Source organism: Alteromonas sp. HB246098, assembly GCF_054890645.1.
On record NZ_JBTZUG010000006.1, the window covers coordinates 106,688 to 132,433 of the forward strand.

At 44.1% G+C, this 25,746-nt stretch carries 21 protein-coding genes; 12 read left to right on the forward strand and 9 right to left on the reverse strand.

What is annotated here, in order from left to right; all coding sequences use genetic code 11:
* Positions 1-492 precede the first annotated feature (492 nt).
* The 3 genes from ACYTPF_RS13775 to ACYTPF_RS13785 all read left to right on the forward strand — a co-directional run bounded on the left by ACYTPF_RS13775 (position 493) and on the right by ACYTPF_RS13785 (position 2,774).
* Positions 493-780 (forward strand): hypothetical protein, encoded by a 288-nt coding sequence (locus tag ACYTPF_RS13775; RefSeq protein WP_461852614.1) that lies wholly within the window; start codon positions 493-495, stop codon positions 778-780.
* 526 nt (positions 781-1,306) lie between these two features.
* The gene (locus ACYTPF_RS13780; protein WP_461852615.1) at positions 1,307-2,302 is read left to right on the forward strand and encodes a hypothetical protein; all 996 of its coding nucleotides are present in this window, start codon (positions 1,307-1,309) and stop codon (positions 2,300-2,302) included.
* A 13-nt stretch (positions 2,303-2,315) separates the two neighbouring features.
* Complete coding sequence (locus ACYTPF_RS13785) at positions 2,316-2,774, forward strand: Panacea domain-containing protein (RefSeq protein WP_461852734.1); 459 nt, start codon at positions 2,316-2,318, stop codon at positions 2,772-2,774.
* A 55-nt stretch (positions 2,775-2,829) separates the two neighbouring features.
* On the opposite strand, the gene ACYTPF_RS13790 is transcribed toward ACYTPF_RS13785, so the two are convergent.
* The 6 genes from ACYTPF_RS13790 to ACYTPF_RS13815 form a co-directional block, all read right to left on the reverse strand.
* Positions 2,830-3,135 carry a hypothetical protein gene (locus ACYTPF_RS13790; protein ID WP_461852616.1) on the reverse strand — a complete coding sequence of 102 codons (306 nt, stop codon included), beginning with the start codon at positions 3,133-3,135 and terminating at the stop codon, positions 2,830-2,832.
* Positions 3,136-3,496: 361 nt separating this feature from the next.
* Positions 3,497-5,071, reverse strand: coding sequence for a TnsD family Tn7-like transposition protein (locus ACYTPF_RS13795; RefSeq protein ID WP_461852617.1), 1,575 nt, complete (start codon positions 5,069-5,071; stop codon positions 3,497-3,499).
* Positions 5,043-5,969 (reverse strand): TniQ family protein, encoded by a 927-nt coding sequence (locus ACYTPF_RS13800; protein WP_461852618.1) that lies wholly within the window; start codon positions 5,967-5,969, stop codon positions 5,043-5,045. Before ACYTPF_RS13800 ends, ACYTPF_RS13795 begins: the two co-directional genes overlap by 29 nt.
* Positions 5,966-7,474 carry an AAA family ATPase gene (locus tag ACYTPF_RS13805; RefSeq protein WP_461852619.1) on the reverse strand — a complete coding sequence of 503 codons (1,509 nt, stop codon included), beginning with the start codon at positions 7,472-7,474 and terminating at the stop codon, positions 5,966-5,968. Before ACYTPF_RS13805 ends, ACYTPF_RS13800 begins: the two co-directional genes overlap by 4 nt.
* A complete protein-coding gene (locus tag ACYTPF_RS13810) occupies positions 7,428-9,638 on the reverse strand; it encodes a hypothetical protein (protein ID WP_461852620.1) in 2,211 nt (736 codons plus the stop codon). The genes ACYTPF_RS13805 and ACYTPF_RS13810 overlap by 47 nt, the downstream gene beginning before the upstream one ends.
* Positions 9,628-10,452: a TnsA endonuclease N-terminal domain-containing protein gene (locus ACYTPF_RS13815; protein WP_461852621.1), complete on the reverse strand. Its 825-nt coding sequence runs from the start codon at positions 10,450-10,452 to the stop codon at positions 9,628-9,630. The genes ACYTPF_RS13810 and ACYTPF_RS13815 overlap by 11 nt, the downstream gene beginning before the upstream one ends.
* Positions 10,453-10,932: 480 nt before the next feature.
* On the opposite strand from ACYTPF_RS13815, the gene ACYTPF_RS13820 reads away from it, so the two are divergent.
* The 5 genes from ACYTPF_RS13820 (at position 10,933) to ACYTPF_RS13840 (ending at position 19,868) form a co-directional block, all read left to right on the forward strand.
* Complete coding sequence (locus tag ACYTPF_RS13820; RefSeq protein ID WP_461852622.1) at positions 10,933-11,208, forward strand: hypothetical protein; 276 nt, start codon at positions 10,933-10,935, stop codon at positions 11,206-11,208.
* A gap of 17 nt (positions 11,209-11,225) precedes the next feature.
* Positions 11,226-13,019, forward strand: coding sequence for an N-6 DNA methylase (locus ACYTPF_RS13825; RefSeq protein ID WP_461852623.1), 1,794 nt, complete (start codon positions 11,226-11,228; stop codon positions 13,017-13,019).
* Positions 13,020-13,089: 70 nt separating this feature from the next.
* Complete coding sequence (locus ACYTPF_RS13830; protein ID WP_461852624.1) at positions 13,090-15,531, forward strand: type I restriction-modification system subunit M; 2,442 nt, start codon at positions 13,090-13,092, stop codon at positions 15,529-15,531.
* A 2-nt stretch (positions 15,532-15,533) separates the two neighbouring features.
* Positions 15,534-16,829 (forward strand): restriction endonuclease subunit S, encoded by a 1,296-nt coding sequence (locus ACYTPF_RS13835; protein WP_461852625.1) that lies wholly within the window; start codon positions 15,534-15,536, stop codon positions 16,827-16,829.
* Between the two features lie 12 nt (positions 16,830-16,841).
* On the forward strand, positions 16,842-19,868 hold the full coding sequence (locus ACYTPF_RS13840; RefSeq protein ID WP_461852626.1) for a type I restriction endonuclease subunit R: 3,027 nt from the start codon (positions 16,842-16,844) through the stop codon (positions 19,866-19,868).
* A 113-nt stretch (positions 19,869-19,981) separates the two neighbouring features.
* Here ACYTPF_RS13840 and ACYTPF_RS13845 read toward each other — a convergent pair whose 3' ends face one another.
* Positions 19,982-20,449, reverse strand: a complete 468-nt coding sequence (locus ACYTPF_RS13845; protein ID WP_461852627.1) for a hypothetical protein — start codon at positions 20,447-20,449, stop codon at positions 19,982-19,984.
* A gap of 220 nt (positions 20,450-20,669) precedes the next feature.
* Between ACYTPF_RS13845 and ACYTPF_RS13850 the strand changes: the two genes are divergently transcribed.
* Both ACYTPF_RS13850 and ACYTPF_RS13855 read left to right on the forward strand, forming a co-directional pair.
* On the forward strand, positions 20,670-20,978 hold the full coding sequence (locus tag ACYTPF_RS13850; RefSeq protein WP_461852628.1) for a hypothetical protein: 309 nt from the start codon (positions 20,670-20,672) through the stop codon (positions 20,976-20,978).
* A gap of 128 nt (positions 20,979-21,106) precedes the next feature.
* Complete coding sequence (locus tag ACYTPF_RS13855) at positions 21,107-22,690, forward strand: GGDEF domain-containing protein (protein ID WP_461852629.1); 1,584 nt, start codon at positions 21,107-21,109, stop codon at positions 22,688-22,690.
* 7 nt (positions 22,691-22,697) lie between these two features.
* Here ACYTPF_RS13855 and ACYTPF_RS13860 read toward each other — a convergent pair whose 3' ends face one another.
* On the reverse strand, positions 22,698-23,582 hold the full coding sequence (locus ACYTPF_RS13860; protein WP_179981983.1) for an ArgP/LysG family DNA-binding transcriptional regulator: 885 nt from the start codon (positions 23,580-23,582) through the stop codon (positions 22,698-22,700).
* A 244-nt stretch (positions 23,583-23,826) separates the two neighbouring features.
* On the opposite strand from ACYTPF_RS13860, the gene ACYTPF_RS13865 reads away from it, so the two are divergent.
* Together ACYTPF_RS13865 and ACYTPF_RS13870 are read left to right on the forward strand one after the other, a co-directional pair.
* Positions 23,827-24,429: a LysE/ArgO family amino acid transporter gene (locus ACYTPF_RS13865; RefSeq protein WP_179981984.1), complete on the forward strand. Its 603-nt coding sequence runs from the start codon at positions 23,827-23,829 to the stop codon at positions 24,427-24,429.
* Between the two features lie 110 nt (positions 24,430-24,539).
* Positions 24,540-24,857 (forward strand): DMT family transporter, encoded by a 318-nt coding sequence (locus tag ACYTPF_RS13870; protein WP_118490751.1) that lies wholly within the window; start codon positions 24,540-24,542, stop codon positions 24,855-24,857.
* A gap of 126 nt (positions 24,858-24,983) precedes the next feature.
* On the opposite strand, the gene ACYTPF_RS13875 is transcribed toward ACYTPF_RS13870, so the two are convergent.
* Complete coding sequence (locus ACYTPF_RS13875) at positions 24,984-25,700, reverse strand: DUF1499 domain-containing protein (protein ID WP_461852630.1); 717 nt, start codon at positions 25,698-25,700, stop codon at positions 24,984-24,986.
* Positions 25,701-25,746: the final 46 nt, after the last annotated feature.

A 25,746-nucleotide genomic window follows, 5' to 3' on the forward strand; every position in this document is an offset into this window, starting at 1 on the left:
GAAGTTCTAGCGTAATTACAAGCACATAGCAGCAGACCACAGCCCGTGCGGGAGTTAGTATCAAAGTGATACTAACTCATTGTTTATAAAAGACTATTGATCTAATCCTTACCTTATACTAGCGTAAAGAGAGATACCACTGACACGATAGTATGACATGCTCACTTACCCCGATGGCTGGCTACTTTACACACTAACCGCTGACAATGACGCTATCCAGGTTTGTCTCGTGACGTTCTTCAATGACAATTCGATTAGCGTTCACTGCGCAAGACAAGGTGCTGTACCTATCCACACGAAAGAAAGTAGCTATCATTGGACGGCCTCAAATGGGGAGATCTCGATACTGCATCCACTCAAAGAGGGCTGCGTGCGCTCATTACAACGGGTGTTATTGGACAGCGAGCTGGCAAAGTGGCGTGCGGCACACGTGATCGTGCAACGTATCCGGGTCAGTGAGGTTTCCCCTCGACCCAGCATAAAGGAGACACCATGACAGTGTATTGTAATTATGTATGGAAGGTGGATGCAGACACGGAGCCTCACCCTCTGCTGACCCAGTTTGCGCAGGAACACTTTCACGCCCATGAGGCTGTGCCCATCGATACCACTCAATATGGCATTGATCATGGCTTGAATGATGTGCGAGCAGTCTTCAAACCGGAACAACATTGGATCGCTTTCTGCTGTCGCTATCAGCATGATGTGGTCGCGACTGAAGGCAAAGTCCTAGCCTTCGCCCAGGCCCACGGCCTGACGGTCGAGCGCATGCGAAAGTAAGGACATGCCGATGCCGTCGTCGTTTGCCGCTGATTTGGTCTTTACGATCATCCCATCGCCAACCACCCGCTTGGCTGCCACCCATGTCGGGGTAGAAGTTCTGCATGTGCCTACCGGTTTCATTGCCCGCTCGGTGGACTTGCCGTCACAGTATCTCAATCAACAAGCAGCGCTGGCATTCTTGACGAGCCGATTACTCCATGATGGTTAGCGTTCGTTTATCCCGAGAATTGATTAGAAAAGTGCGATAAATGACACGTTCAGGGGAAATGGACCGCCAACCGCGATTTTGGGCCTAATGGCGCATAAGAAGACATTATGTTTAATGACTAAACTTCGCAAATAAGGACATTTTTCGAGGGGGTAAGTGATGTATTTGACGGTTCTATTCTCTTTTCGCACGTTGAGGTAGTTTTTATCAAAATACTCATTGAGCTTCTCGAATTCTCCAACTTTGGATTCATTGTACTTCGGCTTGAGAGCTAAAAATGATACTTTTAACCTAGTGAGAGGCAATTCTGTATTAATGATGAAGGAAAATCGCAAAAATCAGCGTCAGTTCGACAAAAGCCCATCTAATTTAAGATTTGGCTTTAGTGGAAACTCCAGAACAATCAAAGATGTTTCTGTCAAAGTAGGGCAATGGTGGTATATCGCGTTTGCTGCCATCGGCTCAGCGATTATAAGTGTGGCAGCATCTTTTTATGCTGGGTATGAGGGATATGACCCCGTTTACTGTAACCCATGGAGCTATGCCATTACTTTGGGTATTGGATTGATCCTCTATGGGGGGAAAGGCACATTTGAAGATTTGTCTAATCTCGATAAAGAAAATAAGAGGTTGAAAGAAGAAAATGCACAGGTAAGTGAACTGGAGCAGAAACTCGAAAGCGCCTCAGAAGACACGAATGACTTACAAAATAAACTATTAGAATTGCAGATTAAACTGGTGGAAACATGGCTCAAAGGAAGCTCGAGGCAACTGAAGCTGGAAACTCACGAACGTGCGACCATTTACTACTATGTGAACAAAGAATTTTATCTACTGGCTCGGCACTCTAAGAATCCCTTATACGCCGAAGTTCACAGACAGAAATTCCCTCGAAACCAAGGTGTTATTAGTAAAGCTTGGCAACACGGTGTCCATGTTGATATTGATAAATGTACACCCTATAGTGAAGACAGTGATGAATATAAGAGTTACATGCACAGAGTTTACGGCTATGATGAAACAAAAGTCGACGCGTTATGTCTAAAAAGTTGTAGTTTTGTTGCCATTGCTATTTCGGAGGCTGATAAGCCCATCGGGGTAATAGTCATAGAGTCTGAACGGAAGAAAGCGTTTAGTTCTCAAAAGGTTAATCAAATTACAAGCTATTGTTCAACATATCAAAGCTACATGGTTGATTTTATTAAGAGTGCGATCCGTTTAGATAAGTCAGCGAGAGCACCACATCGTCAAGACATAGAGCTTGAGTTACTTAACGAACTGAAAAGGACTGTGGGAGGAAAGAGTGAATAAGATAAAAGCAATTATGGCTTACTTTTGTTCTAACTATCCTCATAAAAGTGAGTTATCTAAAGCGCGATTAACCAAGCTAGTATATCTGGCTGATTGGTATTCGTCCTTAATCAATGACGCCCAAATGACTGACATAAAATGGCTTTTCAATCATTACGGGCCCTACGTTGATAATATTACTGATATTGCCAAGTTTGATGATGATTTTCTTATCGAACGAGAAGAAACTGTCTATGGTTCAGATAAATTTGTTATTTCTTACCATGGCAACGACGTTGACCAACACTTAGCTTCAGGTGAGATTGATATTCTTGATGCGATTATCAAGAAAACCAGCAAAATGTATTTCAATGAATTTATAGATTTTGTTTACTCCACTTACCCAGTCTCTTCGAATGTTAGGTATAGCATGCTTGATTTGCCATTGTTAGCAAGAGAATATCAGGCGCAATTAAATGCTGAAGCGGTTTAATCGAAGACTATAGCGCGGGAGTAAAGCAGTTTGCTCCCGATCATCTCGGCAAGAATTAAGTCTGCCTGTAATTTTTCTCATAACGTGATGCTAACGCCTCGAATAAGCCCTGTTTACTCTGACTCCCTATGATTTCCACCTGTGGTGTAGGAATGCCAGTTCTCTCATCAACATCAATGTAAAAGACGTGAAATTCACAATCATCTGCGCCGAGTGTATTGAGCTCACGCATCAGGCGTAAAAAAAGAAATAAATGAGGCGCGGGAATAGCAGCGTGACACGACAGCACCACATAGGGATGGGGACCGATAAAACGGGCGAGGCTGTGGTTATCAATACGCGTGGTTGTCCAACGTGTCATGCTTTTCATCCTGAGGTAGTCCCCCCTCAAAAAAATGGGTTTGGGGGCGGTTTATTGGTTTCAACCCTTTCTTATTTTCTCAAGCTTCGCTTGGCCGTGTTCCAGTTGGTCGCCTGCTTTACACCATGTGCTGTTTTCACTTATCTATCTCATGCAAAATGGATAAAAATCCCTCCTACTCATTAGCCAATAAAAGCCCTATCACACCGATTGCTTATCAATTTAAGGGGCGTTATCTCTTTCGTATTACCTTATTTATATCTGTAGGACCCTTTTTTGTTTTTTTACAGTAACAATTTTAAAAAAAAAGCTAAGTCATTGATTCCGGCATCAGAGAGTGACTGGTTTGACCACAAAGTCATTATTTATCAATGATTTGATATGCAACGAGTTGCGCATGGGTACGCGGCAACTTGGTCAGGTTTTTCCGTAAGTGCCCCTTGTCGCCTATCGCTCTGCCTGCGGCACTGAGCGACTGCGGGTACGGCGCAGTAAGCTGCTGGAGCGCTGCGAGAAGCCGCATATCTTCTTTGGCCCAATCAAAAGGCGGTGGTGTCGGCGCTTGACGGGGTGGCAGGCACTGTTTGAGCGCTTCCCGATCATGGTGATACAGATAGAAAAAAGCCTGGCTTTCCTGTTGCTTGATATCCTTTTGTAGCCAATCAGGATGGGCTATTCGTGCCCGCTCAATTGCATAGATCGCCTTTACGCGTTTATGCTTGTGGGTGAGGACTTGTCGCCATTGACGAAGCCCCCGGGTATTTGCAATCATTTGCTCCACATAACCCATTCCCACACCAAGGTTGTTGGCGATGGTACGTCGATGACGCCCTAATAAGGCTTGAATGATCACACGATGCCGCACGCGGGCATCGAACATGAGGGCATTGTGCTGATAGCTTACCTGGTTGAGCTGCGCGATACGCCGTACATAACACCGTGATTTACCCAGGCGTTTCGCAATCGTGGCAAAACTCACTTGCTGTTTGAGTAACGCCAGCGTTTTAGCCTCGAGACTGGCGGTATCCGCCAGCGGCAGCACCTGTTGCTCAACCGGTGTAATAGTCTTTAGATACCCTGTTGACGCACCATCAAAGAGCCAAAACCCGAGAAGAAGGTGTTTCAAAGGATGCGCTGGATACCCTGTCCGCTGGCGCAGCAGCGGCCCTAAAAACGCATAATCACGCAGAGACTCGGTGCCCCTATCGAGTTGCAACATCTCATAACGCGCCCCTAAGGCCTGCTTGACTTGCTGTAAGCGCAGTTGGTGGTGACGTGTGATATAGCCTTTTCTGTCGAGGAGGTGACGATAGTTATCCATCTGGTAAGGCTGCATCACGGAGGTACTGCACTGCTCGCTAACCGCGATGCAAAATTGACTGAAGGCAGATGTGATAACGGACACCGCAGATACTGGGCGCTTTTCTTGTGGTAGGGCAATGGCACTGTCTAGCGCCCCATCTCCGCACAGCACACCGGTCAAAGTGATCTGGTGGCGCTCACAAGCGATAAGGCCGGGAAGCTGGTGCCTGGTATCAAAATAGGCAAAGCCCAGCCTCTGACGCTGTTCTCGGGCGCACAGCGGACAATATTTGTGATGTAACGGGATATGCAGCCGGGCATGAGGGATGTTTGCCGCATGGGTCGAAGAGCCCTCGCCAGTCAGTAACGTATGTTTAAGACGCCCTTGCTCATCGGCATGAAAAAAGCGAAACAGCGGATACAGCGTATGCTGTGAGAGTAATGTGTCCGTGCCTTTATCGGTGAGCGCTGAAAAATCCCTAAGCCCCTGAGGGAGATAAGGATGCAGCCGCACCTTAGTTTTGCCTAGCAATGCGTGATACGTGCGAGCCACGGGCCCCGCACCGTAGCGGATGTGCGAGCGGCTTAGCCAGCTAAACAGCGTTTCATAAGGTTGTAGTAACACCGTTTTCATACTCATCCTTGAGTGCGGGTAGCTGTTCCCTTAGCCAAAACACAATAGCCAGCCAATACAAGGGATGGCGAAGCCCCTTAGCCTGCCCGAAAGGCGAGAGCGTGATCCACAATACGTTCGTCGGACGGGTTAACTGCCGGGCATACGCGGTAAATAGCCCGGCCAGGCACCCCTCGCCTAAATCATTGCGCATTTGCGCAAACAGGGCATTCACGACCGTGCGATCACCTCGCCGAAGAGGTTTCGATAGTTTCAAGACTTCGTAGATACTGTCGCGTAGTTCAACGCCCCACGTCGGCTGGCATTGAAGGCGACGTGCGATAGCGTAAATAAACGGCTGCCAACTGACTTGCCACTCATCTGTCATTGGGACGGGGGTGCTGGTGCCAGTCCATTTGTCGGGCAACGTGAAATTAAGATAACGCAGTGCATCGTGGCTATGCAGTGGCGAGCCATGTTCATCGCAGACAAGTGCTCCAGGTAATTGATGAGCAGCACGCCAGTAGCTCACCCCCCATTTGGCTTTTTGCGCCTGTGTGCACTTAGGACAATACTTCCAGCGCCGGTCCACTTGAAACGGGTTTTCTTCGGTGTTGGGGCGATGATTGGCCTCTTTTAGCTCTTGCGGGGCCATGCCGTCGGGCAATGACAATAACCACGGCGCAAACGGCGTGTGATTCAGCCTCAAAGTGAACTGCTCATCAGACTTCGGTGCAATGCTCTCCAGCGTCTCGCGCATGAGGTGATTAAGCGGCACTTGCGAGCGAAACCACTGATACGGCAAATGATTGTGTGCGAAGAATCGCTTATCACTCATGACACCTTGCCCCATACGCATGCGATAGCGTATGAGGCCACTGTAGATATGTTCACCCGGGTAAAGCGATAACCACCTCATGTGGCTTTATGCTCAATAGTCTGTGGGCCTAATACCGCCTGACTTTTTTCAACCAGCTTTTTCTTAATATCCAGGAGCTTGTTGCGCTCCTTCGCATTGAGCTCAGCAGCATTAAACGAACTATCAATGTTCTTAATCACATCACTGGCCGCTTCGCCTTTTACCTCCGCTTTTTCAGCAAACTGATTTAAATGCTTGAGCGCCAACGCGTTGTTATCTTCCGCTAAGTACTGTTGCACGGTCAGTAAATCGGCATAACCGCCCCTACGGTTATGATGGATATTGCGTGTGGCAGTACTTAATAGCGGAAAACGTTCACGGCACGCTTGTTTAATCAGTGTCAGCGTAATTTTCTCTTTACCGGTGCGTATGGCTTTGATCAGCGTCGCTTCCCACAAGCCCAGAACAAACGCAGGGACCGCTGCGGTTAAGTGCAATAAGGCGGCGTCAATCTTGTCATCTCGCGTAATGGGGTGGGCCAGCGGCTGAAAGTCATACAGCATCGTCAATAAGCGCTCCCAGGTTTTAGGCTCGTTTAACCGGTTTAACTCAAAGGGTTTGCCCAGGCGACGCTTATGCCGGGCGTTATCAAATATCATTAATGTATCAGGTGTGCCAATTTTGATGCTGGGAATGAAAAGCTGATTCGCTAGCTCATCGAATAGTTGCAGCATTTCGTTGCGGTAGCGCAATGACGCGACTTTCACGTTCTGAAACTCATCGATGACAATAAGCCCGAGATGGTGGCGATTACACGCTGTGATAAGCACTTCCACCATCGCATCGAGCTTAATGTGGTCGCCATTTTTCTTTTTGATCACGTCCCGATAACGCGGATCGCCATAGGACGTTGCTGCAAGCACCCGATCTAACTCGGTAAGTACACGCGAGATCAATCCGCCCCGCGACGCGTTGTGGGGCATATCCACCTTTAGGTACACCACTTGTGGCTCATCAAAGTCAGCGACAGTATGTTCAATCACCTGTGGAAACAGGTTGAGCAGCAGATGTTCGGTCATGGTTGACTTGCCATTGCCGGAGAAGCCCGTCAAGAATAGCGCATCTGCCACCGTCGGTGCCGACGCATCGTTTAGCAATGGCTGCGTCACCTCTTTCTGCTCAACGCTGGGGTCGGCGATATCATAACTCCACGCGACGACTTCCGCCCGCACGGGGTTGCGATGCACATAGCCATAGCGGATCATGGAATACATGTCGTAGTACAAGTCTAAATGCTGCTGCGATAACAAACGGATGTCGAACAGCGTGTGTATAGACTCTTCGCGCTCGCTTAAACTCAAGTGCCCCACATGCGGGCTGTTGGGCTTCACTGTCAAACGTTGGCGTAACAGTTTAGAGCCTAGCCGGGGTGGCAATGCTTCAATCAGCGGATTACCCGCATACATCGCCACATCAGTCGGGGTATAATGCGCTTTTGCAACTGTAACAGGGCGACGCTTAGGCATCATCATCTTCCTCGAATTCATCGTAAATATTTTTGCCATCCGGTTTCTCAGGCAGCGCGTTAGGCTCAATCTGCACGTGATCTAGCTGTACAGCAGCGAGAAACTTGTTGATGTCGGCATAGCGATTCAAGATGGCTTCTAGTTTTCGGTTGTCTTTGAGCGTGGCTGTAGTGGGCATGACGCCCGGCTGCTTTTCTTTCTGAGCATTTTTTAAGATGCGTTGCATAGCCTGCGACACGCCCAATGCAAACTCTATTTCATCATCTTTTGCTAGTTCATCATCTCGTGCCATGGATTTACGCTGTAGTGTCGCCTCATAACATGAGAGCCCTTGAAAAGCCTGACAGCGCACATCAAGCGTTGCTGGCTTAAGTCCATTATCAGTTTCAAGAAAGATGACATCGACTAAGTTCTCGTTGTAGCGGGCACGCAACTTTACGACGCGATTACGACTGACGAGCTTGTCTTGCAGCCCACTTTCGAGCACATACTCGCAGTTGTACCAGAGCCCCACATCAGCAAAATAAATACCGCGCTGATGTACCGATACCACGGCCACCGGCAGCAACGCTCGATAGAGATCCCGTTCGTCATATTTCATCGTATGTCCGGGGCGATACCGCTGCCCCCATTCACACAGTTTGGCGGGGATCGGTGCTACGTCATCCATCAACATTTCTTTGCAATATTGATAGTCTTTGAGTCGCCTATGATTGTTGTGATAGTTAATGTAAATAATGGCGATGATGTAGAGCTCAGTGAGATTGAGCGACGCATGCTTACGCGCTAATTGTGCTGCGATATCGGCCAACGATTTAGATTGCTGGCCTTTACTTAAGCCTTTAAACCACAATGCAAACACACGAAAAAGTTGCTCCACATGGGGTTTATCATCGCCACGTCCACGCCTAGCAAACTGCACTTTCATCGCCAAATCGCTCACCGCCGCTTCTGATTTGCGATTACGAAATTCCGCGTTATCCACAAACAGAGTCGTCGGAATGCCGTGGAATTCCCACTTCACTTCACCGGGCTCAAAACCATACTCTTCTAAAAATTTCGCTTTGTTTATCGCGGCATTAAACACAGCTTGGCGCACGGTCTTGAACGATGGCGCTTCTGTAGTGATATAGAGCCCGGTGATGTATCGCGAGAAGCGGTCAACGACAAAATAAAAGGTAGGTTTGCCTATCTTGGTTTGACGGGTTTCATCAAATTGCGATACCGCTTCTTCATCGAATGGGGTTTCATCCAGCTCAAAGGTTTTGCCAAAACCATCATCCGTACCAAACGCGTCACCAGTACGCCCTGCTAGGTCCTTACTGTGTTCAATCGGGTTACGTCGCCTGCGGTCACGCTTCGGTAAGTTACCGCCGCACTGCTTCTTTACCCAATACGTAAATTGCGCGATGGTAGGGCGCTCAGTACGTGGTTTGAGTTCGACATGAAAGCGACTGTTGTTAGTCGTAGCAACACCCGTTGCAGTGCGAGTACGTGACGCAAAGTAGAACTTGCCTTGCATGTCGAGAAACACACGCTCCAAGGAGGGACCATTACGACTTTGGTATTTTTTAAGTGCCCATGCAAAGGCTTTGAAATCGTGCTCATCAAGGATTTTTCCTCGTGCCACGAACTGATTGGGTCGCCCTTGTTTTACTCTGATATCTCGGGACGCTTTGGCTTTATGAAAGATATTTTTGCCGATGGGCAAAGCCAACGCCGTTCGGCGTTGACCGTAAAATAGATAGCCGCAAAAGCAGTCATACACGTATTGCTTCGAACGACCGCTTTGCTCAATCACTCTTTGAAACGCGCCGTCCCCGTGACTGTTTCGGATCACGGCCTCTAAATCATCAATGAGCGAGGCAATTAAGGCGTAGCGGGATTGCGCTCTCGCTTGCTCGTTTTGGGTAAGCTGGTCGAACGCTCGCATGACCTTGTCATCCCACGCCATATCTACGACATCCAAGCCTCCTTCATTAATGGCATGTAAAAGGGCCTGGTATGGCAGTCGAATTGGCATTTTGGGCGTCGACTCGATGTTGATGACAAACGCTTCATCAAGGCCTACATCGACTTGTACGAGGAGCATATCTTCCGCAAGGGTCTTATCCCCTAATGTAAAAGGGAGACTGTCATCTTCACGCACCACAACGCGATTCACTTCGAGCATCGATGCAGCCGATGTGGTACTAGGCAGCATGTGCACCCAGCCCCAAATCCGATGCGGCTTTTTCCAAGCGTAAGTACTGCGACCAATTGAAGCGGATTTGCTTGTGCCACAGCGCGTTATAAAAAATCGATATGCCGGTGTCGTAATTCACCCCTGTTGCAGTGCTCGCTCGTTCAACCAGGTGGGCCGTTCGCGCATGTCGATCATCAGACAGCGCACCGAAAAAGTTCGGCAGCCAGCGCTTGGCCACACGCCCAAGAAACACGGACAACTCGCGATGGCGGTACAAGGTATCTAAATTTTGGCTATGCACGGTGCGAAGGACGTCGCTTGTGATTAATTCGTATTCAATGTCTTCGAGACGACAATACCCCTCTTGCAAGGCAAGCTTCTCAGCGGTTCTCAGCTTTTGAGCGTCCTCCGGCTGCTTCACCGGAAACGCTTTCAATGACTCTTCACCGGTTTCCGGATTTATTATTCGCGCTATGAAATCAATGGTTTGGATGATAGGTACACGCGTATCAGCGTAGACGGGATGCTTTACTTCAAGCATGTCAGCAATAGCTAACGATGTATCGAGCGGAATGGCGTATTGCTCATAGACATCAATCACGAAGGGGTTATTGGCCAGATGCAGGTACATCCACAGCTCGTTGAGTGAGAGTACATGTACTAACCGCGTGGTATCGCGAAAATGCGGCACCTTGCTTTTAACACCGTGACTCGGCACATCATCAGTGCGTAAAAAAGGCTCATACACTCGCCCTGGGTTGAAGCTCTCGCGATGCGCTTTATACCAACCGTCTTGCCGCGCTAACGTGCAACCTTTGAATTTCTTTCCCATGAATTTATCTCGAAAAGTGAATACATAGGGAAAAGATTAAAGCGTGTTTTGAGAATTGATTTTGCATTCTAGCTATCCGTTATTGAATCATAAATAGCGTAGCTAAAACCAACCGAGAGATCAATTTTATCTTTATAAAACAATAATATACGGTTATTTAACTTCCTGTCAAAAATCGTAATTTTTAATAAAAGATGAATTTCTAAAATAGCAAAAAATGTAACACTTTGATTAGAAAGGACTAGCCAGTAACTTAATATATCGAGTTAACTGCTATCAGTCGTTTTTTGTCATTCTTGGTCCTAAAAAATTGCGTTGCAGCATCCCTAACTACGTACGACACATAGGCCGAATGGTCCCCCCTCTTACCAACTTAAGACAAACAAAAATAAAATAATCAGAAAAAAATTATTTTATTTTTGTTGTAATTTGGGTTTCTGGTGATAATATTTACAACATCAACAGTACGGAGGTGAGAGCATGGCGAAGACAAGACATATACATCAGCGAATGAACCAGCGCGGTATTAAGCAGGCAATGCTGGAGGTAGTGAAGCAGTTCGGAATTGATAGTGGTGATAAAACCATTCTTAATCAAAAGGCACTGCGTGATGCTATAGCGGAATGCAAGAGAATCGAAAAGCTTATGCAGAAAATGGAAAACAAAGGTGGTCTTGTTCTTGTTGAAGAAGATGGTCATGAAATTACCACATATGACCTGAATAGCTACAAGCGTTCAAAAAGCCGTACTCACTAATAGTCTAAGGAATCATCGTGAAACAACAAATCTTTCACTCAGTCATAGAGTTCTTTCGAAAAAAATCAGGACTAGACAGTCGGGATGCTTCCCTTGTATCCCAAGGCTTGTTCCTTTGGCTCAAAATGACTAAAGAAGAAAAGCTAGGTGAAGAGGAACTCTATCTGGGCTTCGAAGATATTTCGGAGCGGTTTGAGCAATTCATCTATAAGTTTTGCGATGGATACAAATATACTCTTAGGAAACAGCTAAAGCTTACTGATGACGCCTTAAACGCTTTAGTAGACAAAATATCAGGCGCATTAGATAGAAAGTTAATTACCTACTACGATGTCGCTGAAATTGCTTTCGAGCTCTCGCTAAATAACGATAATTTTGGAACGCAGTTACCAAATGAATTGGTGGCTCTTGCCTGTGATTTGCTAACAGGGGAAATGAAAGACATATACTGCCCATTCACTGCTTCTTACCGTTTTGCAGAGCAGTTATCTATTAGTGGTAATGACGTTTATTACGAACCATCGACTATCAATGATATTGCGTTCCCTAAATTGAGCGCAGACCTAAAAGATGCTAACTATCATCAGGAATGGTTAGATTCGAATCCTGTTACCTTCCCAATTTATATCGGCAAAAATGGACTGCGGCAATTTAGTCATACTATTGCTTTACCGCCATTTGGCCTGAAATACCCAAAAGATACAGCAAGTTCTGATATGTTTGGGCGTTTTCCTGAACAGTCATTGATGGGTGAAGTATTGCAGCTTCGTCACATGCTTTCCCAAACAAGCGAACAATTGGTCACGTTTGTAATAAGTGGCTTTTTATCAAGAACTGCCGCTGGCGAGAAACAGTTCAAGCAAGACATGATTAAACAAGGAATGCTACATGCAGTTATCGCATTACCTGATAAGCTTTTTAACACCACCGCAATACCAGTCAATATCTTAGTTTTTGATAAGCGTAAAAAAGCTAAACACGTGTTATTTATTGACGCATCAAGTGAGCATTTCTTTAAAAAAGACGGCAGGCAAAATGTCCTTAACAACATTTCGGATATTATATGTCTATACCGGAGCGAGAAAGACGCTTTCCTAGGGTACGCTAATCCATCTAGCCTACTAGACTTGGCGGTACACGTTAGCCCAGAAGAGATTAGTAATAATGACTTCAATTTGTTGCCGTCTCGCTATGTGCTCTCCTCTGAGCAAAAACAGCTAAATCAGTTTTTAGATAACCACGACACGATAGCGCTGAGTGACTTTGCGGAGTTAATCAGTACCCAGGCGATAAAGGATGAAATGGATGGGGATGCCACATTTTATGAATATGGCTTGACCAACCTTAACGACATTGGCGAATTGCTTGGTGAGGGGAAAAAGGTCGCAACCAACACTCACGTCAAACGAGCTCAAAATCAAATACTGCAAAAAAATGACATATTGATTGTCAACAAAGGCTCGGTGGGAAAAATTGCCTTTGTCGAAGAATTACCGTCAGAAAACGCGATGCCAAGTCAGGCCTTTACCATAGTGAGAATTAATAAGCGTGTATCAGATATTGAGCCGGTGGCGCTATTCCAATACTTACTTTCCCCGATGGGACAATTGCAGCTCGAATCAATGGCAACAGGCGTTACTGTAACCATGATTGGCACTAAAGACTTAAAAAATATGCGCATTCCAGTGTTTTCTCAGCAGCAAACCGAGGAAGCATACCAACGCAGAAATAAAGTCAAACAGCTTCATAACCAGTTGTTTGAAATAGAACATGAAATCAAACAGTTAAACCATAAAAACTGGGTTAACTAATTTAAAACGAATTGATAAAGTGAGTTCTTAAAAGGGAACTCACCTATAAAAAGAACAAGGAGCACCCTTTATGGATCACAGCGTACACAATAAAAAAGTTTCATTTATCTGGTCTATTGCAGACGACTGCCTTCGTGACGTTTATGTTCGTGGTAAATACCGTGACGTTATTTTACCTATGGTGGTACTTCGTCGCTTAGATACCTTATTAGAACCTTCAAAAGAAGCGGTATTAGCCGAGGTTAAATTCCAAATTGAAGATATGGAAGCCACTGAGCTAGATGACGACCCAATTACTAGGATCACAAAATATCCATTTTACAACGTCTCAAAGTGGACCCTTACTAGTCTTAAAGAAACTGCTACTAACAACCGTCAAATTCTGTTGGCTAACTTCGAAGATTACTTAAACGGCTTCAGCGCAAATGTAAAAGAAATTATCGAGCGCTTTGAGCTTAAAAACAAAATTCAGCACATGGCCAACAAAGACGTGTTGCTTGATGTGTTAGAAAAATTGGTATCGCCATACATCAACCTAACGCCAGATGACAAAGAAGATCCAGATGGTAACAAAATGCCAGGTTTATCGAACCTGGGCATGGGTTACGTGTTTGAAGAGCTGATCCGAAAGTTCAACGAAGAAAACAACGAAGAAGCTGGTGAGCACTTTACTCCTCGTGAAGTAATTGAGCTAATGACCCACTTGGTGTTCGACCCAATTCAGTCAGACTTGCCACTAACCATTACCTGTTACGACCCTGCCTGTGGTAGTGGTGGTATGTTAACCGAGGCGGAAAACTTCATCTTAGAAAAATACCCTACTGAGGGGGTAAACCGAGATATTTATTTATACGGTAAAGAGGTTAACGATGAAACCTACGCTATCTGTAAATCAGATATGATGATCAAGGGTAAAAACCCAGAGAACATCAAAGTCGGTTCAACGTTAGAAATCGATGAATTTGCCGATAAACGTTTTGATTTTTGCTTATCTAACCCACCATACGGAAAGAGTTGGTCTACTGACCAAAAGTACATCAAAGATGGCTCAGATGTTATCGATACTCGCTTTATCGTTGAACTGAAAGATTATTGGGGCACAAGCTCATCTGTCGATGCTACACCACGCTCAAAGGATGGTCAGTTGCTGTTCTTGATGGAAATGATCAGCAAAATGAAATCGAGAACCGACAGTCCGCTAGGTTCTCGTATAGCCTCTGTTCACAATGGGTCGAGTTTATTTACTGGAGATGCTGGCTCTGGTGAAAGTAACATTCGTCGTTACATCATCGAAAACGATATGCTCGATGCCGTCGTGCAGTTACCAAATAACCTGTTTTATAACACTGATATCACCACTTATATCTGGTTATTGAGCAATAACAAACCAGCTGAACGTCGAGGCAAAGTGCAATTAATTGATGCCAGCTTACTGTTTAGAAAACTGCGTAAAAACTTGGGCAATAAAAACTGTGAATTCGCCCCAGAGCACATTGAAGAGATTACCCAAACCTATCTAGATGCAGCCAATGTTGAGCGTAAGCTTAATGATAACAACGACCCAATGGGTATTGCTGCTAAAGTATTCGATAACGCTGATTTTGGTTATTACAAAGTCAACATCGAACGGCCAGATAGACGATCAGCGCAATTCAAACCAGAATTGATTGCGCCACTTCGTTTTGAAAAATCACTACGTGAAGTGATGGAGCATATATACGATGTACATGGCAACTCGGTATATGAAAAAGGCTACTTAAAGGCCAATGAAAAAGCCATTCTAAGTTGGTGTGAAGATAACGACATTAGCTTAAACGCAAAAGCTAAAACCAAATTGTTTGCACAAAATACCTGGGAAAATGGTCGCCTCTTAGTTGAACTAGCCAAAGAGTTAGCAGAAGTCATTACCGACGAATATAACGACTTTAATCAATTTAAAGCCGATGCCGAAATCGAGTTCAAAAAGCTTGCTCCAGTCGTGTTAGCTTCAATTCCACAAGGTAAACGCAAAGGCTTCTTCACCACCATCGTAAATGCCGTAAGCTGGTACGATGAAAGCGCTGAAAAAGTGATTAAAAAGGTTGTTAAGTTTAAGCAAGAAAAGCTAGATGAATTACTTCACCACTTAGGGTGTGACGAATCGGATTTAGCGGATTTTGGATATTATGCAGTCGATGGTAAAAAGCTTGAATTTATCACCTATGAATCCAGCTCAGATTTACGTGATGCCGAATCCGTAGCTCTAACTTACAACCAAGATAAAGACACCGACAACAGTGAAATTCACCAGTATTTCCTAGACGAAGTGAAACCACATGTTGAAGAAGCGTGGATAAATCTTGATAGCACCAAAATAGGTTACGAGATCAGCTTTAACAAGTACTTTTATCAACACAAAGCATTGCGTTCAATGGATGAAGTTGCAAGTGACATTATTGCCTTAGAGCAAAAGGCTGAAGGCTTGATAGCGGATATCTTAGGTGTTGATGTAGCCGAAGTACAAGGAGAGTAAGGATGGCTGGATTAACCTTAATGGAAAAATATGAGTCTTACAAAAATTCCGGTGTCGAGTGGCTAGGTGAAATACCTAGCGAGTGGAATCTAACTCCCGGGCTCAATGCTTATAGCGAAAATAAGCGTGACAATAAAGGTATGAAAGAAGACCGAGTTTTATCTTTAAGCTACGGTAAGATTATTGTTAAGCCTAAAGAAAAGTTAGTTGGTTTAGTACCGGAGTCTTTTGAAACCTATCAAATTGTTGAACCGGGTGACCTGATCATTCGTTGTATGGATTTACAGAATGATAAAACAAGCCTTAGAACAGGTTTAGCCGAGAATCACGGCATTATTACAAGTGCATATTTGAATTTAAAAATTAATGAACGCTTTGATTCTAAGTTTTTGTATTACTACTTACATAGTCTTGATACAACAAAAGTGCTCTATAAATTTGGCACTGGGCTACGACAAAATTTAAGTTTTCAAGATTTCTACAGGCTTCCAGTGTTTGATATACCCAAGGATTTACAAACTGCTATTGCCAACTTCCTTGATAAGAAAACAGCACAAATTGATGAAGCCATTGCTATCAAAGAAAAGCAAATTGAGCTACTAAAAGAGCGCAAGCAAATCATTATCCAGCAAGCTGTCACCCGAGGTCTAAACCCCAATGTACCGATGAAAGATTCAGGTGTCGATTGGGTTGGCGAAATTCCTGAGCATTGGGAAGTAAGAAAAGTTAAATATTTATTCGAGCTAGTGATGGAAGCATCTGAAAAGAATAATAACCATGAGCTTCTATCTATATATGCAGCTATTGGAGTTAAGCCAAGAAAGGAATTAGAAGAAAAAGGCAATAAAGCTTCAACTACGGATGGGTATTGGTTGGTTAAAAAAGGAGACTTTATCGTTAATAAGTTGCTTGCGTGGATGGGGGCGATAGGAATATCCGAATATGACGGTGTGACAAGCCCAGCATATGACATATTGCGTCCATCTGTAGAGATGGCTCCATACTTTTATCATTATTTGTTTAGAACTAAGCAATGTTCAGGAGAGCTCAAGAAACATTCTAGAGGGATTATGGATGTTAGGCTTAGGCTATATTTCGACAAATTTGGAGCTATTTACGTTCCTTATCCATCTCCAAACGAGCAAGCAAAAATAGTAAAACATATTCACGAGGAGACTCAAAAATTAGAACGCTCGGAATTTATGTTTAAGGAACAAATCAACAAACTTAAAGAATACAAAACTACACTGATTAACAGTGCTGTCACTGGCAAAATCAAAGTACCAGGCGTGGCTTAACAGGGAGGATTTATGGTCAGTAAAACTAACGAACAAGCATTAGAAGCAGCAATTGAAAAAGCGCTTACAGGAACCTGTTTAGAAGAACTAAAAGGCGGTGTAGGCGAAGCAATACCTGATTTTGGCAATAAGTTCTACAAAATCGGTCAGCCGTCTGATTTTGACATGCATTATGCTCTAGATACCAAGCTGTTCTGGCAGTTTTTAGAAACTACACAAGAGCAAGAGTTAGAAAAGCTTAAACGAACTAGCCCTCATGACTGGCAGCGTAAGGTGCTCGAACGTTTTGATAGGCTGATCAAAAAACACGGCGTATTACATTTATTGAAAAAAGGCTTAAATGTCGATGATGCCTTTTTCAACCTAATGTACCCAGCGCCTCTAGCCAGTAGCAGCGAGAAAGTGAAGGAAAACTTTGCTGCTAATATTTTTAGCGTGACTCGTCAGTTGCGTTACTCGATAGCTAATCCACTTCAAGAGATTGATATGGTGCTGTTCATTAACGGTATCCCATTAGTCACTTTAGAGCTTAAAAACCATTGGACGGGACAAACCGCCCGTTATCATGGCCAAAAGCAATATCGTAACGACAGAGATATTAGTCAGCCGTTATTACAGTTTGGCCGTTGTTTAGTGCATATGGCCGTCGATACCGACGAAGTGTATATGACCACTAAGCTTGCTGGTAAAAGCACCTTCTTTTTACCTTTCAACAAAGGTAATAACCATGGCCAAGGCAATCCGCCCAACATGTTTGGCCATAAAACCAGTTACCTGTGGGAAGAAGTATTCACTAAAGAGAGCCTAGCCAATATCATTCAACATTTTGTTCGATTAGATGGCTCAAGCAAAGACGATTTAAAAAAACGAACGCTGTTTTTCCCTCGTTATCATCAAATGGATGTGGTTCGCAAACTGATTAACCATGCGGCAACTCATGGTGTTGGCCAAACTTACTTGATTCAACATTCGGCAGGCTCTGGTAAGTCTAACTCGATCACTTGGGCTGCGTATCAGCTAATAGAGACTTACCCGTTAGCGGCTAATATCCCAGGTAGCAAAGGTATTGACCAACCGCTATTTGATTCGGTTATTGTGGTAACAGACAGAAAGCTACTGGATAAACAACTTAGGGATAATATTAAAGAGTTTTCTGAAATTAAGAATATCATTGCACCTGCGTTTAAATCATCAGAGCTAAAATCAGCATTGGAGAATGGTAAGAAGATCATTATTACCACTATCCAAAAATTCCCTTACATTATTGATGGTATAGCGGATTTAAGTGATAAGCGTTTTGCCGTCATTATTGATGAAGCTCACAGCTCACAATCTGGCTCAGCCCACGACAATATGAACCGTGCTATGGGCAAATCTAAGGTAGAAGAAGCCGAAGATGCACAGGATAAGATCTTAGCGGCCATGCGCTCACGTAAAATGCGTGGCAATGCATCTTACTTAGCCTTTACTGCAACGCCCAAAAACACCACTTTGGAGAAATTTGGTCAACAACAAGCGGATGGTTCTTTTAAGCCATTTCACTTGTACTCAATGAAACAGGCGATTGAGGAAGGATTTATTCTTGATGTTATTGCCAACTACACAACCTATAAAAGCTATTACGAGATTGAGAAATCGATCCAAGAAAACCCTGAATTTAATAGCAAAAAAGCACAAAAACGCTTACGAGCCTATGTAGAAACCAGCCAGCAAACGATAGATACCAAAGCTGAGATCATGTTGGAACATTTTATTCCGCAGGTAGTGAATACTAAAAAGCTAAAAGGCAAAGCTAAAGGTATGGTGGTAACGCAAAACATTGAAACGGCTATTCGTTATTACAAAGCCATCACTCGTTTGCTTGAAAAACAAGGGAATCCATTTAAAGCGATTATTGCCTTCTCTGGCACAAAAGAAGTGGATGGTATTGAATATACTGAAGCACAGATGAACGGTTTTGCTGATACTGAAACCAAGGACAAGTTCGATACCGACGAATACCGCTTACTTATCGTTGCAAACAAGTATCTAACCGGTTTTGATCAGCCAAAACTCAGTGCTATGTATGTTGATAAAAAGCTGACCAGCGTGTTGTGTGTGCAAACCCTGTCTCGCTTAAATCGCTCAGCACCTAAACTGGGTAAAAAAACTGAAGACTTGTTTGTGCTTGATTTCTTCAATACCGTTGATGACATCAAAGCGGCATTTGACCCCTTCTATACCTCAACTACCTTGTCTGAAGCGACCGATGTCAATGTATTGCATGAGCTCAAAGATGAAATGGATGATATGGCGGTATATGAATGGCCCGAAGTAGAAGAGTTTGTAACTCGATACTTTAACGATGAGGATGCACAAGTGCTAAGCCCCATCATCGACGTTGCAGCTAATCGTTTTAATGCAGAGTTAGAACTTGATGATAACGATAAGATCGACTTTAAAGTAAAAGCCAAACAGTTTGTGAAAATATACAGTCAAATGGCTTCTATCATGCCTTTCGAGATTGTCGCATGGGAAAAGCTGTTCTGGTTCTTGAAATTCCTAATACCAAAACTCATTGTTCGTGACCCGAACTCAGATGAGCTTGACGAACTTTTAAATTCAGTGGATTTAAGCACTTATGGTTTAGAGCGTGTAAGACTTAATTACGGTATTGGCTTGGACGATTCGGAAACCGAGCTTGATCCTCAGAACCCTAATCCTCGTGGCGGTCATGATGGCGACCAAGAAACCGATCCGCTTGATGACATTATTAAAAACTTTAATGAGCGCTGGTTCCAAGGTTGGAGCGCAACACCTGAAGAGCAAAAAGTAAAGTTTATTAATATTGCCGAAGGCATCAAAAAGCACCCAGACTTTGAAGCTAAGTATCGAGATAACCCCGATCCTCACAATCGAGCGTTAGCGTTTGAGAAAATGCTCAAAGAAGTCATGCTGACAAGACGTAAAGATGAGTTGGAGCTTTACAAGCTATTCGCCAATGACTCAGCGTTTAAGGCGGCTTGGACTCAGAGCTTGCAAAATTCAATAGGGTTGTAGTTGCCAAAAACGAAGACAATCTTTAAGGCTTAACTTTCAATGAGTTAAGCCTTTTTTGTTATAAAATCGCAATGAGATTGTCTTCGATGCAATTTCAATTGTCTTCGTTTTAATTAACTCAAATCAAACGACATACCAATTGCTAATCCAGCAACAACCGCACTTTTGTGGTTTCGGTGATAGTCGTAATGAAGCTGTGGCGAGATGGTAAAGCCTGACACTTCGAACTCATATAAAAAGCCTAACCGGGCTACTTCCATTTTATGGCTGCCGTGAAATTCAACGCCAGGGCCAATTTGTGCGATAAAATTGTTGGTAATGTGAAGGTCGGCGACGAGTAAATAAGTGTAAGCGTCTAGATCTTCAAAGGCATATTCAGCAACAAATCCCACACCTAAGAAATCGCTTAGCCGGTACTCATAATCGATGCCCAAAGTGAATGCGTTGCCACACTCTTTTGTGTAAGTGGTACCTACTAGTGCCGATAAGTGATGAGCATTTCCTTTTGCCGCCCCCTTAGCTGTAACAAGGGGAGCAAACGCCATGGCTGTGACCATTCCCAAGGCTATTTTTACTCGCATAGTGATGCTCGCTTACGTTTGTCTGTGACTTCCTGAAAGTTAAACTTCCAGCACTTGATAAAGCGTAGGTGGTATATGGCGTTCTCACCAATGAACTTTAGTTGCAGTTATCGATAGCACTAAGAGCGAGGGCAACGCGACACTAAGCTGGTTCTAAACGCGCTATCTAAAGCTAGCAAATGCCGCTAAGGTATACGGGCAAATAAAAAGGGATGCGAAAATGCAAAACAAGAGTGAAAAACAACTATTTTTAGACGCCTGTAAAACGCAACTGGTGAGCCTTTACAAGGCAAGTAAAGATGGGAAAAAGGTGGAGGCGGAAAAGTATCGAGTGCAAGGATTCATGCACGCCGGTGAAGTAATGGGCTTAATCAGCAAAGAAGAAGGTAAGGCCCTTATAGCCGATTTGCACATGGAAGTATTTGGAGAAACTATTAACGAAAGAGCTCAGAGAAAGCGCAAACTCGAAGCGTTAAAAGAATCAGACTTAGATGCTTACTTTGCAATACCAGCCGTTGAGCGGCGTTAAATAAAATTATTTTTTTTGAGCGAACTGAAATTTATAAACTAAACTTAATGTGTGTTGGTTTTTATACCTAAATATAACCAAGCATAACTTATCTTAGTGTAATAGCCGTACAGGGATATTTTTGCTACATGGATTTGGCTGCGGTATCAGTAGGAAGCAAATCTATGACATGGCGTGTGTCAGGTAATTTTATTCGCTTATTAATAGGGCTTGTTTTATGTGCAGCAAGCTCCCACTCGCTTGCTAAATGTAACTTCGAAAACGAAATTGATGCATCCCCTTCAACAAGCTTTCTTCTTAAAGCGGGTGATCAGCGACTTGCGCTAACCTGTAATGTCGATGCGCAGTATGTTCTTTATTTCCCGCGTAATTATATTAATTACAACCAGCTATACGATAGCAAAATGCGCAAAGTTGAAAGATTACCTAGTGCCTTTGAAGCATACATAATCAACAATTCAAACAACCGCTTTTATTTAGATATCAACGGACAGGTGGAACGCCGCGTATCGGTCAAGGTGACGCCGCTTGGTGATTTTCATAAATTTGCTTCTATTCACACTCTCACAATGAGCTTATTTATTGGCTTCTGTTTGGCACTTACTCTATACGTAGGCATGCTGGGGGCAAGTATGCGCAACTATGGCCTGTATTCGTATAGCTTCTACGTTTTCAGTGCTGGCGTATTCTTTTTGCTCCAAGAAGGGCTGTTGAACATTGTATTTCCGCAAGTTGCTTTGCTTGCGAATTTCCAACTGCATTTACTCTTTGCTGGAATTACCCTTTTTGCAGGCGTGAAATTTTTAGATCAGCTACTGGATTTTAAAGCGCTACTGAAAGGTTGGCAGCGCCAGTTTATGCTTGGAATGGCATGTGCAGCACTCGCGTTTGCTGTAGTTCAGCTTATTCTTCCAGTCTCAGATGCCATGAAAATTAACAGCATGTTGAGTCTAATTACACTTATTACTATGACGTGCACGCTATCAAGTTGTGTTTATGCTGCCTATCGCAAAGTGCATTGTGCAAATTTGGTAATGCTTGGGATTGCAGTGATGGTTTTGTCCATGCTTTTCCGTTTAGTTTTTACAGAAGTATCGCCGTTTTTATATCGATATTCTCTTGTATTAGGGATAACTATTGAGGCTTTTATTTTTGCTATCGCTACGTCGAGAAAAGTTAAAAAGCTTAATGACGACAGGCTTAGTGCATTTAAACGCGCATCGACAGACTCATTATGTAATGTGTTAAACCGCAGCGGTTGGGAAGGCGTGGCGCAGTCGCTGCTGAATAATTTCAACAAAGAGGGTGGCTACTTAACACTGCTTTTCATTGATATTGATAAGTTTAAAGAGATTAATGACCAATACGGACATCACGCAGGAGATAAGGTCTTGCAGGTGGTTGCAAAAATTTTAATGAGTCGCTGTCGCGAGCAAGACGCCGTAGGGCGCTTAGGTGGCGATGAGTTTGTGGTATTGAGTCACTGCTATAGCGAAGGTCAGTCTGAGCGATTGGCCGCCCGCATTGAGGAAAGCTTAGCCGAGCGCGATATCAGAACAGAAAACGTAGTGATAAACACCACGGCGAGTGTAGGAGCTTACATCACAAAAGAGCGCTACAAAGACTTGCCGACCTTATTAAACAAAGCCGACAAATTGATGTATAGCGTCAAGGAAAAGCGTAAAAACGCCGAATATGCTACTAGCTCTTAATGTAGCGTTATTTTAATTGTGCCTTTGCGACTTGCTTAACAGCCTTAGTAAGGTCGGCAAGCGCAGCCGACTCAAGCGTTGCATAATGCCAAAAAAGAGGAACCGCTAGCGCTTTGTCTGGAAAAAGCGCAATAAGCTCGCCTTCTTTCACTTCTTGTGCCACTTGGAGAGTCGGGAGTAGGGCCCACACCACGCCATCTAGCGCCATTTTTACAAAGCCATGAGACGAGGGATACCAGTGACACGTGGTAAAGGTAGGCGAAATATTCAAACATTCCCTTTGATAGTCAGTAAGTAAGGTAACATCGTACTCATCATACAAAAGGCCAGGCGTATTCATCACGCTGTCAGGCGTTATGCCCTTGTGAAGGTATCGCTCAACAAACCGTGGTGACGCATAAAGCTGATAGCGCATGGTGCCCAGTCTCATTGATTGCCCGCCAGTAACCGGTGTACCTGTTTGACTAATACACGCCATAACGCGGCCTTGCTGAAGAATGTCTCGGGTTTGAGTTTGATCCGCGTTAACAATGTGAACAGGATTGGCCCGCTTACCACTAAATACTGCCATAACTTGCGAAAACCAAGTAGCAAGCACATCGTTATTCACCGCTACGCTGATAGGTACCGCCGAGGCTTCTAAACCACTTTTTATGTTCAGCGCTTCTTCCAGCACACTCACTTTTTGTATATGCGAAAGCAGTTCTTGGCCCAATGGTGTTGCGCGAAGAGGCTTAGTTCGCACCATAACAGGCCCACCAACGCTTTGTTCAAGACGTTTGATTTTTTGCGACACCGCAGACTGCGTAAGGTTTAACGCTTGAGCGCCTTTTTCAAAGCCACCATAGCGCAGTACTTCATGAAAGCATCGTAGCGCATCGTAATCGAGCATTTTTTAAAACCTGTGAAAGGAAAGTTAAAGCTATTAATTTTACTAATTCAATACAAGTATCATTAATTTAATTAAGTTACGCAAGGTGTATAAAATAGCGCCACTTTGAATTCTTGCTTGGCTAGAACTATCCAGAAATGGTCTGCATATCAGGCGGCATAAAGCCACGTAATGAAAGACCAAGCAACGAAAGACCGAACAATAGAACCGTACATTCAATTTATTATTTTAAGAGGCATTTAGCATGTTAGCGGCAGCAACGAGTGGTTTCGTAATGGGCGGCACCCTTATTATCGCAGTAGGTGCGCAAAACAGCTTTCTGATTGAGCAGTCGATGAAAAAACAGTGGACCACACTATTTGTCTTACTGTTTATTCTAAGCGATGCCATCTCTATTAGTTTGGGTGCTATGGGCTTTGGCTTATTGCTGCAAGAGTACCCGATGCTAGTTACGGTAACCAAGTGGGCTGGCGTAGCTTTTTTGTTGTGGATCGCGTTTAACAAAATAAAGTCTTCGCTGGCAAATGATGCCCTTGTTTTAGAAATGGCACAAAAGCAGCTGTCGTTTAAAAAAGCGCTACTTATTGCGCTAGCAGTAACTTGGTTAAATCCACACTTTTATTTAGATACATTGCTGCTAATGGGTAATCTGGCGAGCCAGTGGCAGGAAAATAAATGGTGGTTTGTGGGTGGTGCGATAGGTGCATCTATCGTTTGGTTTATCGGTTTAAGTACGCTTACAGCACGTTTTGCCCATCATATGCAGCGGCCCAATTTTTGGCGTTGGTTTAACCGTTTAAATGCTGCGGTTTTGGGTATGGTAAGTATCCAGCTGGCGAGCCTTTAGTAAGAAAAACGCTGAATAGCAAAATACTACGGTGCGTTGAGTATCTTGCTTTCGATGAATAAGTATACTTTTACAGACAAGCCAAACCTGCTGTTTTTAAGGATATATAAGTGAGCTGGATTTATTTGATTGTTGCGGGCTTACTGGAAATTGGATGGCCCGTAGGACTTAAGATGTCGCAAGAGGCGGAAACCCGCATTATGGGAATTCTGCTAGCCATAGGTTTCATGGCTGCCAGTGGTTTTTGCCTTTGGATGGCACAAAAGCAAATACCCATAGGTACAGCGTATGCTGTATGGACGGGGATAGGTGCCGCGGGCACGTTTTTAGTAGGCGTAATGTTTTACGGCGACCCGTCGTCCTTAGCGCGTTACTTTGGCGTGGCGCTTATTGTGGCCGGCGTTGTGGTACTCAAACTCGCGCACTAGTACTACAAAACCGAGCTCTGGTTTTAACGGCTGTGTTTAGCCCGTTTAATAGATTGATAAAAATAAATAGCCCGACAGTGATTCACTGTCAGGCTTTTATATATCTGCTGAGCTTTTCAGGTTGGTTTAGTGATAACCCAGCTGATTTCTGAGCTCGGCCATAAAGGTTTCGATGCGTTCAGCATTTTTGCCTAAGTCACTTTTACCTACGCGCGACTTACTGCGAATATCAACAAGGGTATCGTCGCTTTTAACTGTTAAGCGAATAACCACATCGTCCTTAAAGCCAAACCACGCCGTTGTATCTGTGGCTTCTAGTGTGTTTGGCAGTGCGCCCTCATTAACACGCTCCCAACCCAGAACCTCTATGGCTTTTTCGGCAGCCATATAAACTTGATTTATAGGTTGAGGAAGCAGCTGAGTTTTAATCTCAGGGTACGCTTCAAGCTGTTGCTTCGTTACATCACCGCCTTCATAGGCGACAGAGTTAGGAGCGCCCTCTCTTAGCGGAGCAATAGCTACAAATTCAGGTGGGTTTGTAACATCGGTTGTAATGTCGTGAATTGGCGGTACGGCGCTAGCTTTACTCATCATGCTAACGGGCATGCCAACGGCTACTAAAGCAAGAACAGCACATACAAATGTACTACCCCAACTTACGTTCTTACGATTAATCAATACTTGTAAAATAATGAGTATTAGCGCTGCACCACCTACGTATACACCAAAGCGAAGTGACGTAAATGCGGTGCCTAAACTAACACCAGCATACTGATATAGTGGTCCGGGTAACACAACCATCAAAAAACCAACAATACTGGTAAGGGCAATGAGTGCTTTCAAGGGAACTCCAAAGTTATTCTTTTTAGTTTGACCAACATACTTTAAC